This window comes from Stenotrophomonas maltophilia (assembly GCF_006970445.1).
Lineage (GTDB): Bacteria > Pseudomonadota > Gammaproteobacteria > Xanthomonadales > Xanthomonadaceae > Stenotrophomonas > Stenotrophomonas maltophilia_AU.
On the sequence record NZ_CP033877.1, the window covers coordinates 1005108 to 1022982 of the forward strand.

Annotated in this window: 18 protein-coding genes, 1 tRNA gene and 1 pseudogene; 8 read left to right on the top strand and 12 right to left on the bottom strand. The window is 66.2% G+C overall.

The genetic code is table 11. From position 1 onward, the window contains the following. Positions 1-3: 3 nt before the first annotated feature. The 7 genes and pseudogenes from EGM71_RS04545 to EGM71_RS04570 form a co-directional block, all read right to left on the bottom strand. On the bottom strand, positions 4-789 hold the full coding sequence (locus tag EGM71_RS04545; RefSeq protein ID WP_075675203.1) for a hypothetical protein: 786 nt from the start codon (positions 787-789) through the stop codon (positions 4-6). Further along, positions 786-2165 carry a hypothetical protein gene (locus EGM71_RS04550; RefSeq protein WP_262975132.1) on the bottom strand — a complete coding sequence of 460 codons (1380 nt, stop codon included), beginning with the start codon at positions 2163-2165 and terminating at the stop codon, positions 786-788. The genes EGM71_RS04545 and EGM71_RS04550 overlap by 4 nt, the downstream gene beginning before the upstream one ends. Before the next feature lie 3 nt (positions 2166-2168). Next, positions 2169-2315: pseudogene (locus EGM71_RS20980) on the bottom strand (hypothetical protein); the annotation flags it as partial. Positions 2316-2427: 112 nt separating this feature from the next. Next, entirely contained in the window at positions 2428-2700 is a 273-nt protein-coding gene (locus EGM71_RS04555; RefSeq protein ID WP_014036176.1) for a hypothetical protein, read from the bottom strand. A 538-nt stretch (positions 2701-3238) separates the two neighbouring features. Beyond that, a complete protein-coding gene (locus EGM71_RS04560) occupies positions 3239-4246 on the bottom strand; it encodes an OmpA family protein (RefSeq protein WP_223224536.1) in 1008 nt (335 codons plus the stop codon). Positions 4247-4290: 44 nt separating this feature from the next. After that, positions 4291-4632 (bottom strand): hypothetical protein, encoded by a 342-nt coding sequence (locus tag EGM71_RS04565; protein WP_032958217.1) that lies wholly within the window; start codon positions 4630-4632, stop codon positions 4291-4293. A gap of 448 nt (positions 4633-5080) precedes the next feature. Next, a tRNA-Ser gene (locus EGM71_RS04570) sits at positions 5081-5173 on the bottom strand. A 161-nt stretch (positions 5174-5334) separates the two neighbouring features. Between EGM71_RS04570 and dnaX the strand changes: the two genes are divergently transcribed. The 4 genes from dnaX to EGM71_RS04590 all read left to right on the top strand — a co-directional run bounded on the left by dnaX (position 5335) and on the right by EGM71_RS04590 (position 8839). Further along, the gene (gene dnaX, locus EGM71_RS04575; RefSeq protein WP_188488061.1) at positions 5335-7374 is read left to right on the top strand and encodes a DNA polymerase III subunit gamma/tau; all 2040 of its coding nucleotides are present in this window, start codon (positions 5335-5337) and stop codon (positions 7372-7374) included. Positions 7375-7380: 6 nt separating this feature from the next. Then, on the top strand, positions 7381-7701 hold the full coding sequence (locus EGM71_RS04580) for a YbaB/EbfC family nucleoid-associated protein (RefSeq protein WP_004154630.1): 321 nt from the start codon (positions 7381-7383) through the stop codon (positions 7699-7701). A 111-nt stretch (positions 7702-7812) separates the two neighbouring features. Further along, entirely contained in the window at positions 7813-8412 is a 600-nt protein-coding gene (gene recR / locus EGM71_RS04585) for a recombination mediator RecR (protein WP_049443379.1), read from the top strand. A 67-nt stretch (positions 8413-8479) separates the two neighbouring features. Then, entirely contained in the window at positions 8480-8839 is a 360-nt protein-coding gene (locus EGM71_RS04590; RefSeq protein WP_014036181.1) for a histidine triad nucleotide-binding protein, read from the top strand. 89 nt (positions 8840-8928) lie between these two features. Here the strand turns inward: EGM71_RS04590 and EGM71_RS04595 are convergent, their stop codons facing one another. From EGM71_RS04595 to EGM71_RS04610, 4 genes are read right to left on the bottom strand one after another with little or no spacing between them, the layout of a single operon-like run. Beyond that, positions 8929-9447, bottom strand: a complete 519-nt coding sequence (locus tag EGM71_RS04595) for a Slp family lipoprotein (RefSeq protein WP_188488064.1) — start codon at positions 9445-9447, stop codon at positions 8929-8931. Beyond that, the gene (locus EGM71_RS04600; protein WP_188488066.1) at positions 9444-11393 is read right to left on the bottom strand and encodes a transglutaminase TgpA family protein; all 1950 of its coding nucleotides are present in this window, start codon (positions 11391-11393) and stop codon (positions 9444-9446) included. Before EGM71_RS04600 ends, EGM71_RS04595 begins: the two co-directional genes overlap by 4 nt. Continuing rightward, the gene (locus EGM71_RS04605; protein WP_188489745.1) at positions 11386-12309 is read right to left on the bottom strand and encodes a DUF58 domain-containing protein; all 924 of its coding nucleotides are present in this window, start codon (positions 12307-12309) and stop codon (positions 11386-11388) included. Before EGM71_RS04605 ends, EGM71_RS04600 begins: the two co-directional genes overlap by 8 nt. A 23-nt stretch (positions 12310-12332) precedes the next feature. Further along, positions 12333-13286 carry an AAA family ATPase gene (locus EGM71_RS04610; RefSeq protein ID WP_053496073.1) on the bottom strand — a complete coding sequence of 318 codons (954 nt, stop codon included), beginning with the start codon at positions 13284-13286 and terminating at the stop codon, positions 12333-12335. Positions 13287-13328: 42 nt separating this feature from the next. On the opposite strand from EGM71_RS04610, the gene EGM71_RS04615 reads away from it, so the two are divergent. Continuing rightward, positions 13329-15164, top strand: coding sequence for a glycosyltransferase family 39 protein (locus tag EGM71_RS04615; protein ID WP_188488068.1), 1836 nt, complete (start codon positions 13329-13331; stop codon positions 15162-15164). Positions 15165-15267: 103 nt separating this feature from the next. Here the strand turns inward: EGM71_RS04615 and EGM71_RS04620 are convergent, their stop codons facing one another. After that, the gene (locus EGM71_RS04620) at positions 15268-15837 is read right to left on the bottom strand and encodes a Maf family protein (RefSeq protein WP_188488070.1); all 570 of its coding nucleotides are present in this window, start codon (positions 15835-15837) and stop codon (positions 15268-15270) included. Positions 15838-15950: 113 nt separating this feature from the next. On the opposite strand from EGM71_RS04620, the gene EGM71_RS04625 reads away from it, so the two are divergent. The 3 genes from EGM71_RS04625 to EGM71_RS04635 all read left to right on the top strand — a co-directional run bounded on the left by EGM71_RS04625 (position 15951) and on the right by EGM71_RS04635 (position 17831). Further along, positions 15951-16460, top strand: coding sequence for a YceD family protein (locus EGM71_RS04625; protein WP_100439456.1), 510 nt, complete (start codon positions 15951-15953; stop codon positions 16458-16460). A gap of 107 nt (positions 16461-16567) precedes the next feature. Continuing rightward, positions 16568-16762 carry a 50S ribosomal protein L32 gene (gene rpmF / locus EGM71_RS04630; RefSeq protein ID WP_004154640.1) on the top strand — a complete coding sequence of 65 codons (195 nt, stop codon included), beginning with the start codon at positions 16568-16570 and terminating at the stop codon, positions 16760-16762. Between the two features lie 91 nt (positions 16763-16853). Continuing rightward, on the top strand, positions 16854-17831 hold the full coding sequence (locus EGM71_RS04635; protein WP_188488072.1) for a beta-ketoacyl-ACP synthase III: 978 nt from the start codon (positions 16854-16856) through the stop codon (positions 17829-17831). Positions 17832-17875: the final 44 nt, after the last annotated feature.

Sequence of the window (17875 nt, forward strand, 5' to 3'; positions counted from 1 at the left end):
AGGTCATCGTTGGGAGGACGGTTCGCGCGGTACCTCGAGGTCGCCGCGTTCAAAGGGCTGGCCCACCGTCATGCGCTGCGTGGTCAGGCGGGTGCCATTGCCGTCCAGGGGTTCCTGTTCCAGGACAATGGCGTAGCGGCTTGGCCGGTAGTCGTTCAGCGCACCGGGAGTGAAGCCCCAGCTGGCACCGGCCGACCACACGCACTGGCTGAACCGTCCGTTCTCATCCTTCCACGCGTTGCACGGTTGGCCGGCGACCCTGCGGTTGCCCGCGCGCTGGAAGCCCGGCGAGGCGGTGCCTTCGTCGGCCTCGGCGGCAAAGCGGGCGAGTCCGTCGCTGTCGGCAGGCGACTGGCTGCGCTCTCCGGTTGCCAGATCGACCTGCTCCACGCCGGAGGCGCTCTGGGTCTCCTGCAGGCCGGTGGTCTCCAGGCGGAACTGGCAACTGGTCGAGGGGCCATCGTTGAGCAGGCGCCACTCGCGGGTACGGAACACTTCTTCTTTGCTGGAAAGCCAGGCTTCGTAACGGACGGTCCCCAGGCGGGCGACATCGGCGTCTTCCAGTGCGCGGGTCGGCAGCCCGGCCGCCTGGCAGTCGCTCAGTGCCTGCTGGTAGCTGGTGCGTGCCGCATTGCGGCCATCCACCAGGGTCTCGGCGATCTGGTCAAGATGGATGCCAGGCATGTTTTTGGCAGCGGCCGGCTCACCGTTGTCCGCCGCGCTGCCACAGCCGCTGATCAGCAGTGTGGCGATCGACAGGTGCAGGCGATTGAATACAGCAAACGTCATGGCATCAGGGCTCCGGCTGCCGCCAGGGCAGCCTTGGTGGTGGCATCGGTCTTGACCAGTCGCGCCTGCCAGTAAGGGCTGAACAGATTTCCGGTCTCACGCTTGCGGTCATCGCGGCTGAACATGCGCAGCTGCACCGGGCGGTCGAAGAACACCTGTGCGGAGGAGAGCGCCGCGATCTTGTTGTTGGCCATCTTGTCCGGCAGTTCCATCTGCGAGCCGGCCGGGGCGCCAATGCCGGCGCCTGACGTGGTGCGCGCGCTGGTGCCGGCGGTCTCGGCATAGATGGTGAAGACCGGGCCGACCTTGTCGCGGTCACGGTCATTGTCGGCGTAGGGCTGCAGTGCCTGCCCGGCCTTGACGTCGTGATAGTCGCGCAGGCCGTTGTAGCCGGTGAAGAAGGCCTTGCGATGCTGGCCATTGGCGAAGCGGACATTGGCATCCTGGCTGCGGTCGACAATCCACGCCGCGCCACGATTGCGGCGCACCGCTTCGCCATACGGGCGGTAGCGGCGGCGGTCCCAGTCCGAGTACCAGCCGTTGCCGTTGCCGAAGCCATTGAGGAAACGCTGGTTGCGATAGCTTTCCACGGCCTGCGCGCCACCCCAGCCGACCGGAATATCGATATCGGGAAGCGGCCATGGCAGCGGGAGCTCGACGGCCATGGTGTCCAGCGCTGCCCATCGGTTGTAGTCGACCATGTCGGTGCCGCCGGACTGTACCAGGAAACCGAGGAAATCATCGCTGCGGCTCTTGCTGAAGCCATCACGCGATTGCATCACCACATTGCGGAAGCGATCGGCACCCTGGCGCTGCGTGGCCGAGCCACCGTTGGCGGTGCGGGGAATGCTGTAGCGCTGCAGCAGGCGGTTCTCGGCCGTGGCCAGCTGCGTGCCGAGCACCGCAGTTCCGATGGTGCCCAGCTGTGCCTGCGGTGAGTTCCGCTGCAGCACATCCTTGGCGATGGTGTAGCTGTCCAGCCGCGATACGCCTTCAATGACGAGCTGCACCGAGGCAGCGAACATCATGTTGAGCTTGTCGATGGCGATGATGGCCGCCTGCGCGACAGGCTGGAACGTCTGGCGGGTGACCTTGAGAATGCGTTCGGCGACCTTGAAGGCGGTTGCCAGTGCCTTGAACACCACGCCGATGTAGGGAATGGCGGAGAGCACATCCAGCGTGGTGCGGATGACGATCGACGTGGTGTGCATCTGGTTCAGCCACGAATAGAGGCTGATCGTCTGTGCCACGGCCACTTCGTTGGCAACCCGGGCACGGTTCATGTAGGCCGCGTAGTTCAGTGCGCGTGCCTGCTGGATCGCAACGCTGTAGGCGGCTGCGTCCGCCGCGTTGACCAGCTCCACCTTCTTGTTCACCACCTGCCCCGTGTTGAACAGCAGGACAATCCCGATGCACAGAACCAGAATGAGTGCCAGCCCGAGAACCATTGCTTGGCCGGCGACCGTTCGGTGGCTGGAAACGCCCCGGGCCGCACGGCTTCGTGCCAAAGCCAATGCGCTGCGCATAACGAATTCCTGGGCCGGAGGCCATGGCTGCCCGTCGCGCGCCGCGTGCGGTGCGCGCAGGGAGATTATGCTGGGAGGGCCCTGGCGGCTTCATGCCGCCAGGGCTGGGGTATTACTTGTTCTTGTACGCGTCCATGCCCTTGGTCTTGTCAGCTTCCTGCTGGGCGCTGTTGGCCTGGTTCTTGGCGCGGTTGATCGACTGCGTCGCGCTCTGGCCGGAAAGTTCTTTCGACATGCCTGCCACCTGGCTGCGAACCGTGCCTCCGAAGAAGGTGACGGCTCCGATCGCGGCAATGGCGATCAGCGCGGTGATGATGATGTACTCGGTCATGCCCTGACCGGCCTGCTTACGGGAAAAACGGATGTGACGACGGCTGCGTTCCATGTATTTCCTCCTTGATGGCAGGAATCCTCCCGGGTGTGCGGGATATTCGGCGTGTCCGCTGGGGGATCCTGATTAATGGCAGGGCGAGGTAAAGACAGGAAGCTCACACCCTGGTTCGTCGAAAATTTGTCGCTTGTTCGAGAACGGGGCCAAGCCTATCGACAGAAAATTGACGATACAAGTCAGGTTTTTCCGATATGCAATGAAATATTTGAAAATGTGATGTGCATTGCAGATTAACAATTGCCTGCACATAATCACGTCAAATTTGAGCTAGATGCACCCATTTTCGGTGAAGAAATTAACATTCAACTGACACATTTATGTCACGCGGGTGGCCGGGCGTGTCGGAATTCTGGCGCGTTCCGGTGGCGCGTGGAGAGCCCCGTTCGTATTGAATTCGAACGATGGATTCGAATGTATTTACTTCGCCGGATCTGCAATGAAACGAATGGCCGCGCGGCGCGGAAAAGAAAAAAGCACATGCAGGGCATGTGCTTTCTCCGGAGTGCTTCAGCGCAGTAACGTCGTGGTGATATCAGCGCTTGACCAGCTCCACGCGACGATTGGCACGACGCCCTTCTTCGGTTGAATTGTCGGCGACCGGCTGGCTCTGGCCATAGCCTTTGGCCGTCAAGCGATCAGTGGCGACTCCGCTGCCGACAAGACGCGTGCGTACCGACTCCGCACGCGCTTGCGAGAGCGTTTGATTGTGCGATTGGCTGCCACTGTTGTCGGTGTGCCCTTCCACGGAAAGACGAAGCTGTGGGTCGGCCTTCAACAGCTGGGTGACCTGTGCGATCTGTGGTTCCGAATCGGGCAGGATCTCGGCGGCGTCGGTTGCGAAGTTCACCTGGATGGACACCTTTCCACTGCTGTCCAGTGCCTGTTTCAGGGTGTCCGCTTCAATGACCTTGGCCGTGATCTGCACCGGCTTTGTCTCTGCGACGAGCAGGCCACCGGAGTTTCCACCCGAGCCCAGGTGAATCCAGATATCGCGATCTTCGCGATGGATGACATAGGTTTCTGCGGGTTCGTTGTAGATGTCGCCGATGCCACCGACATAGGTGGTCGCCGCCTTGCTGTTGCCGATGTCACGCGATGCATCGGCAGGAATGGTGCCGGAGAAAATACGCTTGCCACCCAGGGCCTCGACCAGGCTCTGCACATTGCGGCTGAGTTCCAGCTGCGAATACGGGTGATCTCTGCTGCTCTGCAGTACCGACGAATGAACCTTGCCTTCAATCCACTCCACACGATCACCGGTCCAGAACGGTACACGATCGAATTCGCTGTCTACGACATCCTGGCTGGTGTAGCCCTGTGGCAGACCGAGATAGGGGAAGCTGCCGATGGTTGCCTGCGATACGGGCAGCTCGGCAATATTGAAGGCTGCGGCCTTCTGGCTTCCATCCGCGGCCGAGGCAGCCTGCGGTGATGGTTCGGCTGCGGCGCCGGAAGGTGCGGCCGGGGAAGCGCCACCTTCTGCGGGCGCTTCGCCAGCGCGCTTGCAGGCACCCAGTGCCAGCACCAGGCTGGCGGCCAACAGGCTCGCACGCACTGCGGACATCGTCGATCCATGCTTCTGCATCATGAACGCACCTGCTTCATCAATTCGTTGCAGACTTCGCTGGTGGGCTTGTACTGGCCCTTCTTCCAGGCATCGGTGATCTTCTTCTGCGTCTGCGCTTCGGCCGTGTCATACGCCTGGTCGAAGCCTGCTTCGGCACCGAATACGGTTTTTGCCTGCGCTTTATGGCTTGCGCGCAGCTTGGCGGCCTGTTCCGGGGTTGCACCGCACGCCAGGGCGTTGCCTGCATGCGTGCCTCCCAGTGCGCCGAACTGCGCCGCACCGCCGCCTTGTGCGACTGCGGTGCCGCTGCCGATCAGCAAGGCGGAGGTGATCACTAGCTTCGTCATGAAATACCGCATGTTGATGTTCCTCATCCGGCCCGTTAGCGGGCATCAATCCCCTGTGGCCCGAGCATAGCAACAGGCAGTGAGTGCCAGCGTGTCGTTGCATCACCATGGCACGGCCAGTGGTCAGGGCGTGGACAGGAGGGTGGGCGGCCGTGACGTGGAGCAGATCCTGGCGTTGGACGGCCGTCGAACGTGGAAGCGGGGCGGTCGGCCGGGCATCCACGCATGGCGTGGATCTACTGATGGGTCTGACGTCCCTGCATGGCGGAGATCCATTGATGGATCTGGAGCAACAAGCCCCTCTGTTGAGGGGCTGCCCCGACAGGGGCGGGGAGAGGCCGGCAAGGGGAGGGGCCCGAACGTTGCTCAGCAACGTTTGGGGCGAAGCGCGCGCAGCGCACTTCGCGTCCCCAGCCAGCCAAATAAAAAAGCCGCCCAGAGGGCGGCTTCTTCATTTGTCTGGCGGAGAGAGGGGGATTCGAACCCCCGAAGCGCGGTTTAGACGCTTACACACTTTCCAGGCGTGCTCCTTCAACCACTCGGACACCTCTCCGGATCCCTGCCATCGGCAAACGCCTCAGCAGGGGCGCAGATTCTAGCGGGCGGCGCGGCCGGACACAAGCACCCCGATCAACGGCGTATCCATGGCCATGGGGGGCGAGGGGGCTGGACAGGCGTGGCACAATGGAACATCCGATGGAAAACGGTGGCCTGATGTCCTATCTCGTCCTTGCCCGCAAGTGGCGTCCGAAGCGTTTTGCCGAGCTGGTGGGCCAGGAGCATGTGGTCCGTGCGCTCAGCAATGCGCTGGACAGCGGCCGGGTCCACCATGCGTTCCTGTTCACAGGTACACGTGGCGTGGGCAAGACCACCATCGCGCGCATCTTCGCCAAGTCGCTGAACTGCGAGCAGGGCACCAGCGCCGACCCGTGCGGCCAGTGCGCGGCCTGCCTGGACATCGACGCCGGCCGCTACATCGACCTGCTGGAAATCGACGCCGCGTCCAACACCGGCGTGGATGACGTGCGCGAGGTGATCGAGAACGCGCAGTACATGCCCTCGCGCGGCAAGTACAAGGTCTACCTGATCGACGAAGTGCACATGCTGTCCAAGGCGGCGTTCAATGCGCTGCTGAAGACGCTGGAAGAACCGCCGGAGCACGTGAAGTTCCTGCTGGCCACCACCGATCCGCAGAAGCTGCCGGTCACCGTGCTCAGCCGCTGCCTGCAGTTCAACCTCAAGCGCCTGGACGAAGATCAGATTCAGGGCCAGATGACGCGCATCCTGGCGGCAGAAGAGATCGAGGCCGACGGCAGCGCCATCGTGCAGCTGTCCAAGGCCGCCGATGGCAGCCTGCGCGATGGCCTGTCACTGCTGGACCAGGCGATCGCCTATGCCGGCGGCGCGCTGCGCGAGGACGTGGTGCGCACCATGCTGGGCACCGTGGACCGCACCCAGGTGGCGGCGATGCTCGATGCGCTGGCCGAGGGCGATGGCCCGCGCCTGCTGCAGGTAGTGGGCGCGCTGGCCGAATTCTCGCCGGACTGGAGTGGCGTGCTGGAAGCACTGGCCGAAGGCCTGCACCGCATCCAGGTGCAGCAGCTGGTGCCGGGTGCCGCTGCCGCGGAAGGCCTGGATGTCGCGGCATTCGCCGAACGCTTGCGCCCGGAAGTGGTGCAGCTCTGGTACCAGATGGCCTTGAATGGCCGCCGAGACCTGCCGCTGGCGCCGAGCCCGCGTGCGGGCTTTGAAATGGCGGTGCTGCGCATGTTGGCGTTCCGTCCGGCCGCAGCGGTACCGCCGGTGCCGAAGGCCGTCGACGGTGCGGTGGGTGGCACGCCGGGCGGTAACGCTGCCGGTGGTGGCGCCGGTGCCGGTAGCCACGAAGCGACGCCGGCCGCGGCCGCCGCTTCGGCCAGTCCGGCCGCGGAGGCGCAGGTGGCCGCTCCGGTACAGGCAGCACCGCGCGAACCTGAACCCGAACCTGAGCCGGCCCCGCAACCGGAACCGGATCCGACGCCTGAGCCCGAGCCGGTTCCGGTGGAAGAGCCCGTGGCACCGCCGCCGGTGAAGGCAGAGGCGGAGGCCCCGGCGTCCGCCATCGCTGCAGAGTCAGGCGATGACCTGCCGCCGTGGGCCACCGAGGAAGCCGAGGCGCGTGATGAGGCCCTGGCGGTCGAGATGGCTGGCCCGGACGCCGCCATGGTCGCGCCCTGGCATGAACCGCCGGCGCCCGCCACGGTCCCCAGCGAGCCTGTGCCGCCGGAGCGCCCGTTCCGCGCCGAAGGCATTGCCATTGCACCGGCTGAACCGGCCCCGGCGCGTGATGCGGCGCCTCAGGAAGGTGTCAGCGAGCTGGCCACTGCCGAAGACTGGCTGGACCTGGTCGCCAACAGTGGTCTCAGCGGCCCCTCGCGGCAGCTGGCTGCCAACGCCGCCTTCATCAGCTGCCAGCACGGCACCTTGAAACTGGGCCTTTCGCCCGGATTTGAATACCTGCGTTCGGAGCGCGCATTGGCTGCCCTGGGCGAGATGCTGCAGAAGGCCCTTGGCCAGGCGCCGAAGATCGTGGTCGAGACCGTGGAAACCGAGCACGTTCCGGCCGAGACCCTGCACCAACGTGCCGATCGCCAGCGTGGCGAGCGGCAGCAGGTGGCAGAGGCTGTTTTCATGGACGATCCGGAAGTGCAGGTGCTGATCCAACAGCACGGTGCCCGGGTTGTTTCCGATTCCATCCGTTCTTTTGACGAGTAAGACACTATGCGCGGCAATATCGCCCAACTGATGCAGCAGGCCCAGAAGATGCAGGAAAACCTGCAGAAGGCCCAGGAAGAAATCGCCAAGATCGAAGTGACCGGCAGTGCCGGTGGCGGCATGGTCAGCGTGACCCTGACCGGCGCCAAGGAATGCCGCAAGGTGCGCATCGACCCGTCGCTGGCCAGTGACCCGGAGATGTTGGAAGACCTGATCGCCGCCGCCTTCAACGATGCGTCGAACAAGATCGATGCCGAGTCGAAGTCGAAGATGGGTTCGGCCACCGCCGGCATGCAGCTGCCGCCGGGCATGAAGCTGCCGTTCTGATTTCTGGCGGGGCGCCTGTTGCTGCAGGCGCCCGCTGCAACCCTCAGTCGAGCATGGCTCGGCTCCATACGTAGCTGTCGAGCCTGCTCGACGCCATGAAAGCATGAAGCCGTGTCCGCACCCCTGCTTGAACAATTGATCGACGCACTGCGGGTGCTGCCTGGCGTCGGCCAGAAGACCGCACAGCGCATGGCCTACCACCTGCTCGAGCGCGAGCGCGAAGGTGGCCAGCGACTGTCCGAAGCCCTGGCGTTGGCGGTGGAGCGCATCGGCCACTGTGCGCAATGCCGCGACTTCAGCGAAACCGAGCTGTGCCCGACCTGTGCCAACAGCAGCCGCGAGCGCAGCCAGCTGTGCGTGGTCGAATCGCCGGCCGACCGACTGGCCATCGAGAACGCCACCGGCTTCCGCGGTGTCTACTTCGTGCTGCAGGGCCGGCTGTCGCCGCTCGATGGCATCGGCCCGCGTGAGCTGGGCCTGGAACAGCTGGAGCAGCGGCTGGCCGAGGGCGAGGTGCAGGAGCTGATCATCGCCACCAGTGCCACCGTCGAAGGCGAAGCCACCGCGCATTACCTCGCGCAGCTGGCACGCGCGCGCAAGGTGCAGCCCAGCCGGCTGGCGCAGGGCCTGCCGCTCGGCGGCGAGCTTGAATACGTTGACCGCGGCACGCTGTCGCACGCGTTCGGAACGCGCAGCGAATTCCGCGATTGAGCGCCACCCGGGCATCGCCCGGCGCGGCCGGCCTACAATGCGGAAGACACTCCCGCCGAGGCCGACCATGAGCAACGAAACTCTCTTCAGCAAGATCATCCGTCGCGAGATCCCGGCCACCATCGTCTACGAGGACGACGAGGTGCTGGGCTTCAAGGACATCGCACCGCAGGCGCCGGTGCACGTGCTGTTCATTCCGAAGAACGAGATCATCCCGACCCTGGACGACCTGCAGCCGTCGCAGGCGCACCTGATCGGCAAGCTGGCCCTGGCCGCTGCCGAATACGCGCGCCGCGAGGGTTTCGCGCAGGACGGCTACCGCATCGTGATGAACTGCCGCGAGCATGCCGGGCAGACCGTGTTCCACATCCACATGCATCTGCTGGCGGGTGCGCCGCTGGGGCATTTCGGTACCCCGGGGCGTTGAGCGCTGGGCGTCCGCGTACGGTGTGGATCCACCAAATGAGAAAAGGCCGCCCGAGGGCGGCCTTTTCCGTCATGCCTGTGCGGTGGCGATCACCACCAGCCCCAACGGCCGTAGCCACCCCAGTACGGGCCCGGGCCCCACGGGCCATAGGGGTAGGGCACCACATCGACCTGGCGCTGTTCCGGCCACAGGTAGATCACATCGGCCGACAGCTTCGGCAGGCGATAGTCGTACTCGCCGATGCGGGTGTTCTGGTAGCCGTCGATCTTGCCGATGAAGGTCACGTCGCGGCCGGCTTCAAACACGGCCGGGTCGTAGAAACCGGCGCGGCAGGCAATGAAGCGGCCGTCGCTGGCGTCGGACGAGGTGGTGTTCGGGCGGCCACTGGCGTTGAGCGGGCGCGAGATCATCTGGAAGCAGGTCTCGCCCTGGCCGGGCTTGGTTTCGATGATGCGACCGCCCCAACGGACCGGCGTGCCGACCTGCTGGGTGGCGACCGAGTCGCGCGGGGAAACCAGGCTGAACTGTCCCTGCAGCGGCTTGGGGGCCGTGGCGCAGGCCGACAGGGCCAGCGTGGCCACAGCGGTGAGGAGGAACTTGGTGTTCATGGGGAGGCTCCGGAAGTCGGGCGATGCCTGCGCAGGTCCCGCAATAATGAAGCGAGGTCGGTGCAAGTTCCAGCGTAACGCGCGTCGGCGAAACGCTGGCTGAGTGCGAGCAGGGCTGGATCAGGGCGCTGGGCGTGTACCCGTCGAGACCAGTCGCGTGCGGTCTCGTGGGGCGCGCGGGCCAGGCCAAGGCGCGCATACCGCCGCCCGAGCCGGTGCCAGGCGCGCAGCAGCGGGTCGCGCTCGCGCTCGCCGCGGGCCAGTAACCAGGCCATCCACGCCAGTGCCAGCAGGGCGGCGGCCACGAAGCCGGTCACCAGCTGCGCCGGCCCGAGATCATCCATCCCGAACGGCTTCAGCAGTTGCTGCTGGCGGCGTGCGTCGAAGGACAGCACCAGGTCGTTCCAGCCGCGGCGCAGCCAGTCGCCCATCTGCCCCAGCTGCAGCCAGCGCTGCTGCAGCGGGGTCTCCGTGCCGGCCTGCAGGCGGTCGTCCAGCGTGTCCAGGATGCGTTCCGGCGCCACGGCCGCAGTCGGGTCGACCCGGACCCAGCCGCGCTGCGGCAGCCAGACTTCGGCCCAGGCGTGGGCATCCATGCGCCGCACCACCCAGTAGTCGCCGATGCGGTTGCGGGTGCCACCCGCGAAGCCGGTCACCACCCGGGCCGGAATGCCGGCGTTGCGCATCAGCACCACGAAGGCCGAGCTGAAGTGCTGGCAGAAGCCTGCCTTGTAGTTGAACAGGAAATCGTCGACCGGATCCCGTCCCGCCACCGGCGTTTCCAGCGTGTAGGAGAAGTCGCGGGTGATCCATTGCAGCGCACGGCGGACGATGGCCTCGTCGTCGTCGCCAGCCTCCTGCCGCCATTGCTGTGCGAGCTGGGCGGTGCGCGGATTGAAGCCGGGCGGAATCTGCAGCGCGGCGCGGCGCAGGTAGGGGGACAGATCGGTGTCGAACCGTTGCGGAGGTGCCGAATGCAACCGCCAGCGGCTGAGCGCGGACAGCGTGCGGTCGCTGCGCAGGCTCATGTCCGCATCAAAGCTGCTGCCCTCCGGTGCGCGGCTGGGCAGGTCCAGCGCCACCAGCAGGCGACGGTCGGTGGGCTCGTAGTCGATCTGGTAGTCCCATCCCTGTGCGGCAGCTTCGACCACCGGGGCGGGGCGCCGGGCCGTCGCGCGATCGCGGCTCCAGCGGTGGCCGTCGAACGACGTCAGCACCGGGCCGCGCCAGTAGCGCTGCGCGGGCTCGGGCACCGCACCGAAAAACTGCACGCGCAGCGCCGGGGTGTCGTCGGCCATCAGGTCCAGCCATTGGTCCGGCGCCATGCTGTCAGCCAGGCCCGGTGTACCTACCGCTCGCTCGGGTACGCCCCACAACGGCGTGGACAAGCGCGGGAACAGCCAGAAGCAGGCCAGGGCCAGCGGCAGGCCGATGCCCAGCAATCGGCCGACACCACGCAGTTGCCCGTGCAGCGGCAGGCGAGGGCTGTGGCCCTCGTCCTGGGCCAGGCGTTGCAGCGCCAGCAGTGCGGCAACCGCGGCCAGCGCCGCCAGTCCGGTGGTCAGCGGTCCCTGGTCGAGCAGGAAGGCCGCGAACGGCGAGAACAGCGCGAATCCCAGCAGGCTGCGTGCATCGCGCAGGCTGCGCAGTTCGCTGGACTTGATCGCCAGCATCGCCGCCAGCAGGGCACAGCCGGTATCGCGGCCCGGCCGCACCATGCCCATCTGCCAGACGATGGTGGCCAGCATGGCCAACACCAGCAGCAGGCGAACCGGCATCGGCAGCACCCGCCGCCACGAAAGCGCAGCGGTCAGCACGGCGGCGATCGCGATCACGATGGCCAGCACCGGCGGCAGCTGCAGCAGCAGTGGCAGCAGCGCCAGCGCTGCGCTGGCCAGGGTCCAGCTTCGGGCGTTGCGATCGAGCAGGACGGCAGGCTCAGTCATGGGGCATCAACGCCAGTGCGCGCAGGCACAGATGGTGGTGGCTGGCGCCCTGGCCGGGGCCGAACGGTGGATGGGCCGGAAGCAGCAGCGTGTAGCGACGGCCTTCGCGTTCGGCCATGTCGACCCAGCGTGCCAGCCGCGCGATGCGCGCTTCATGGCCCAACGGTGCCAGCGTGCGCCAGTCCAGTACCACTTCGATGCCGATCGGCTTCTCGTACTCGCGTACCAGCAGGCTGTCGCGGCGTGCCGAGTGTTTCCAGGCAATGCTGCGCGGGGCGTCGCCGGCACGATAGGGGCGCAGCTGGTGCAGCTCATCGCCACTGGCATGGGCGCGGGTGTGCAGTGGATCGCTGCCACTTTCCGGAAGCGACGGTGCCAGTGCCTCGGCAAGTGGATAGACCAGCAGTGGCTGCTCCGGCCACACCCACGACCATGCCCGCACCAGCCCCAGCGGCTGCGTGCTCGACAGGCGGATGCGGGGCAGTTCCAGCCAGCCGCGGCGCTCGCTGGGGACATCCAGTTCCACTTCGCCGCGACCGTGTGCAGGCAGTGTCACCCAGGTCTCGCTTGCGCCCAACTGGAGGTGCAGCCCATGGCGCGCGCGCGGGTCGCGCAGCGAAAGGTCCACGCGCAGGCGCAGGGGATGCCCGGCCGGTACCGGTTCGGCGGAGATTGCATCGATCTGTATGCCGGACAGCTGCAGGTGCGCGGCGATGGCGCTGGCGATCGCCGCGGCGGCCAGCAACAGGGCCAGCAGCAGGGCCGGGTTGTTGTTGTAGTTCAATGCGCCCAGCAGCATCGCCGACAGCAGGGTGGCGACGAACAGGCCGAAGCGGGTCGGCAGTACATAGATGCGATGGCGATCCAGTCGCTGCGGCAAGGCTTCGGGCCTGCGTGGGCGTGCCAGCAGCTGCATGCGTGCCCAGCGTGTGGCCACCTTCAGTCCACCGCGACGGTCTGCAGGATCGCCCGCGCCAGTGCCGGCCCGGAGCTGGATTCGGCCTCGGCCACCAGGCGGTGGCCGGCCACGGCCACGAACAGGGTCTGCACGTCTTCGGGCACCACATGCCCGCGGCCGAGCAGCAGTGCATGCGCCCTGGCGGCACGCAGCAGGGCCAGTCCGGCGCGCGGTGACAGGCCCACGCGTACACCGGCGTGCTGGCGGCTGCGGGTCAGCAGTGCCTGCACGTAGTCGATCAGTGCGTCGCTGGCATGCACCTGGCCAACCGCTTCACGCAGCGCACGCACCTGGGTGTCGTCCAGCTTCGGCACGGCGCGTGCGATCAGGTCGCGGCGATCGCTGCCACGCAGCAGCTCGCGCTCGGCCTGCGCGCTCGGGTAGCCCATCGCCAGCCGCAGCAGGAAACGATCCAGCTGCGAATCCGGCAACGGGAAGGTGCCGGACAGATCGACCGGGTTCTGCGTGGCGATCACGAAGAACGGGTCGGGCAGCGGATGCGTCTGTCCATCCAGGGTGACCTGCTGCTCGGCCATCGCTTCCAGCAACGCGCTCTGCGTGCGCGGCGGTGCGCGGTTGATCTCATCGGCCAGCAGCACGTGGGTGAACACCGGCCCCGGGTGGAACTGGAACTGGCGGCTGCCGGCCTCGTACACGGAAACGCCCAGTACATCCGCCGGCAACAGGTCGGAGGTGAACTGCACGCGCTGGAAGCTGAGGCCGAGGCTGCTGGCCAATGCATGTGCCAGCGTGGTCTTTCCCAGGCCAGGCAGATCTTCGATGAGCAGGTGGCCGCCGGAAAGCAGGGCGACAAAGGCCAGCCTGACTTCCGGCACCTTGCCCAGCACCAGTGCGTTCACCTGATCCTGTGCCTCCCGCAGGGCCTGGCGCAGTTGATCGGTTAGCATGCTGGGATTGGGGGACGAGGCTGGCATGATCGTCTCAGGTCTGGAATCCACTCGATTATCCATAGAGCAATGCAAGGCGAACAGCGCGCGCGGACAATTTTTCTCTGGTTGTGGACGCTGATCACAGCGGCCAAGCTGGTGGTGGCCGCGCGCCTGCCGCTGTTCGTCGATGAGGCGTTCTATTGGCAGGAAGGCCAGCACCTGGCCGCTGCCTATTCCGACCTGCCGGGGCTGACGGCGTGGCTTGCACGCCTGGGCGTGGAGATCGGTGGCCATCACGTACTCGCATTGCGCCTGCCGTTCCTGGCCATCGGTGCGCTGCTGCCGTTGCTGGTGGTGCGCATCGCCACACGCTGGTTCGGCAACGTGGCCGGTTGGCAGGCGGGCAGCCTGACCCTGCTGATGCCACTGTCGGCCACGCTGGGCCTGCTGGCGGTGCCGGATGTGCCGATGGCACTGGCCGCGGTGATCTGCCTGCATGCAGGCGCACGCCTGCTGCACAGCGTGGATGCGTCGTCGGCGATGAAGCTGGCGCTGGGCCTGCTGATCGGTGCGCTCAGCCACTACCGTTTCATCGGTGTCATCGGTGTCGGTTTCATTGCGCTGCTGGCGTTGCCGCAGGGTCGCCGCATGCTGGCCGACCCGCGCGTATGGGTGGCGCTGGCGGTGGGTGTATTGGCCTGGCTGCCGTTGCTGGCGTGGAATGCAGACAACCATGATGCCGGCCTGAAGTTCCAGGTGGTCGAGCGCCACCCGTGGACGTTCGAGTGGGAGGGGCTGTGGTTCCTGGTGATCCAGCCGATGCTGGTGACCCCGATCCTGTGCATCGCGATGTGGAAGGTCGCCCTGGCGGGTACCCGCAGTGGCGGTGGTGCGCGGGTGCAGTGGCGCTATTTCGGCCTGGTGGGCGGGGTGTCGACGCTGGGCATCTTCCTGCTGGGCTTCTTCACCGATGTCGAGCGGATCAGTTTCCATTGGCCGCTGCCGGGCTACCTGGCGCTGCTGGTGGCCGTGCCGGTGGTCCTCAACGGCTGGCCGCGCTGGCTGCGCCGTACCGGCTGGTGGCTGGCGGCTGCAGGCACCGTGCTGGCCTTTGGCTACTACCTGATGGCGTCCACGCCGGCGCTGCGCGAGCAGATGGCTGGCAGCAAGTATTACCCGCGCAACTTTGCCGGCTGGCAGCCACTGGCCGTAGCGGTGCGCGACGAACTGCGGCAGATGCCGCCGGGCACGCGTGTCCTGGCGGGCAACTTCAAGGTCGGTGCCGAGCTGGGCTTCCAGCTGGGCAATGGTGATATCGAGGTGTTGCCGCATCCGCTCAACGACAAGCATGGGCGGACCGCTCAGCTGGCGCAGTGGGGCCTGCTGCACGAGGGCCCGCGCAGCGCGCCGATGCTGCTGGTGTTGTCACCCAGCGACCAGCGCTACCGCGATCTGCTGGCGCGCTATCACGCCATCTGCGAGCAGGTGGGGCCGCTGCCGGCGCCGCGCGTGGTCAGCAGCGATCATGGTTTCCAGCGGTTCCTGCTGTTCCGGCTGCCGGTGCAGCGCGCGCAGGGGTCATGCGTGACGCCGGCGATGGCCTGGCTGGATGCGCCGTCCAACGGTGAAACGGTCTCCGGAACACTCGCCATCAAGGGCTGGGCATTCAAGGATGGCGTCGGGTTGGCGCGCATCGAAGTGCTGGTCGACGGCCGTCCGATCGGTGATGCCCGTTACGGGCGCGTGTTCGACATCCGCCAGGCCTGGCCGGACAGTACCGACCCGCAGCATCCGGCGGTGGGCTTCGACGCATCGCTGGATACCACCACGCTGGCGCCTGGGCGGCATTGGCTTGGCCTGCGCCTGCACGGGCGCGACGGCAGCGTCGAGGCGTGGCAGGAGCAGCCGTTCGAGGTTCGGTGAGGCCCTCTGGTCCTGTAGAGCCGAGCCGATGCTCGACTGCTTCTGATTCAGATGGCAGGCAGCCTCGAAAAAAGGCAGCCGAGCATGGGCTCGGCTCTACAGTTCAGGGCACCGCGTACCCGGCCTGGCGCAGCAGTCCGCACAGCGCGATCAGTGGCAGGCCGACCAGCGCGGTCGGGTCGCGGTTGTCGATTGCCTCGAACAGGCTGATGCCCAGGCCCTCGCACTTGAAGCTGCCGGCGCAGTCCAGTGGCTGCTCGGCGGCGACGTAGCGGGCGATTTCCTGCGGGCCCAGCACGCGGAAGCGCACTTCGGTCAGATCCAGGGTGGCGAGGGATTCTCCATCCCGCCTGAGACTGATCGCGGTGTGAAAGCGCACCGTCTGCCCGGACATCGCCGCCAGCTGCGCGCAGGCCGCCTGGACCGTGCCGGGCTTGCCCAGCGGCTGGCCGTTCAGGTCGGCTACCTGGTCCGAGCCGATTACCCAGGCGCCCGGATGGCGGGCGGCCACGTCGGCGGCCTTGGCGGCGGCCAGGCGGGTGGCCAGGGCCAGCGGAGCCTCCCCGTTCAAGGGAGTCTCATCCACGTCCGGACGTGCGCAGTCGAAGGGCAGGCCCAGCCGTTCCAGCAGTTCGCGGCGGTAGCGGGAGGTGGAGGCCAGGACCAGTGACATGTGACAATACCGGGGCAGGGCGCGGCAGTCTGGCCCGTCCATGGCGCCAGCAGCAAGTCCTGTAGGGCGGGCATTTGACAGCGGGCGGTGCGATCCTTAGTATTCAGCGGCTTATGTCCGCGAACGTGCCCGAAACGCTGGATGCCTGGCGGATGGTTGTAGCGCGAAGGCGCTTCGACGGCCAGGTCTCCCTGGCTGAATTGACCCGCCTGCAGGGGTTGGTCGCAGATACCGACGGCGAGTGTGTCTACTCGCTTGAATTCGGTCGCGACGACGTCTTGCGGGTATCCTATGTGGAACTGACCATCGACACCGCGTTGCCGCTGACCTGTCAGCGCAGCATGCAGCGATTCCTGTTGCCGGTGAAGATGACCCAGAGGCTTGGCCTGATCCGCGACGAGGACGAGGAATCGTCCCTGCCGGAGGAATACGAGGCGTTGCTGGTGCCGGAAGACGGCCAGCTCCGCCCGCTGGACCTGGTCGAGGACGAGTTGGTGCTGGCGGTGCCTGTGGTGCCGCTGTCGCCCGACGGTGAGGCAGTCGACAAGGACTGGGCACCGAGCGAAGAAGAAACGAAGAAGGCCAACCCGTTTGCGGCGTTGGCAGCACTGAAGAAACAATAGCAGCCGGATTGTCGTCGGCGGCTGCGGCGAAAGCGAAAGTGTGCTGGGCGCTGGCGTCCTGCGCGACGATACGACGAAGCAAATCGAACCGAGTTTGGAGCAATCCCATGGCTGTGCAGAAATCCCGTGTCACCCCGTCCCGCCGCGGCATGCGTCGTGCCCATGACGCCCTGAGCGCCAAGCAGCTGTCGACCGACCCGACCACCGGCGAAGTGCACCTGCGTCACCACATCACTGCCGACGGTTTCTACCGCGGCAAGAAGGTCATCCAGACCAAGACCTCGGCCGTCGAAGAAGATTGATGTGCCGGGAAGGCCGCTGCCTCCGGGCAGCGGCCTTTGCCTTCTTTCCCGGGCGTGCCGGTGATCGGCGGCCCGCGCAACAGGAAACATGATGAGCAAGCGGATCTATTCGAGGATCGCGGGCACCGGTAGCTATTTGCCGGAAAAAGTCCTGACCAACGCCGACCTGGAAAAAATGGTCGAAACCTCGGATGAGTGGATCCAGTCGCGCACCGGAATTCGTGAACGGCACATCGCGGCCGAAGGCGAAACCACCAGCGACCTTGGCTACAACGCCGCTCTGCGCGCGCTTGAAGCCGCAGGCATCGATGCCTCGCAGCTCGACATGATCGTGGTCGGCACGACCACCCCTGATCTCATTTTCCCGTCCACCGCGTGCCTGATCCAGGCAAAGCTCGGTGTGGCCGGGTGCCCCGCCTTCGACGTCAACGCAGCCTGTTCCGGCTTCGTGTTCGCGCTGGGCGTGGCCGACAAATTCATCCGTTCCGGCGACTGCAAGCACGTGCTGGTGATCGGCACCGAAACGCTGACCCGCATGGTCGACTGGAACGATCGCACCACCTGCGTGCTGTTCGGCGATGGCGCCGGCGCTGTCGTGCTCAAGGCCGACGAAGACACCGGCATCCTCAGCACCCACCTGCATGCCGACGGCAGCAAGAAGGAACTGCTGTGGAACCCGGTCGGCGTTTCGACCGGCTTCAAGGACGGCGCCAACGGTGGCGGCACCATCAACATGAAGGGCAACGACGTGTTCAAGTACGCCGTCAAGGCGCTGGACTCGGTCGTGGACGAAACCCTGGCTGCCAACGGCCTGGACAGGTCCGACCTGGATTGGCTGATTCCGCACCAGGCCAACCTGCGCATCATCGAAGCCACTGCCAAGCGCCTGGACATGTCGATGGACCAGGTCGTGGTGACCGTCGACAAGCACGGCAACACCTCGTCCGGTTCGGTGCCGCTGGCGCTGGACGCTGCCGTGCGTTCGGGCAAGGTCGAGCGTGGCCAGTTGCTGCTGCTGGAAGCCTTTGGTGGCGGCTTCACCTGGGGTTCGGCCCTGCTGCGCTATTGATAGTGCCAGTTACGACAATGTGAAGCTTTGTCGTTGCGGCCCCT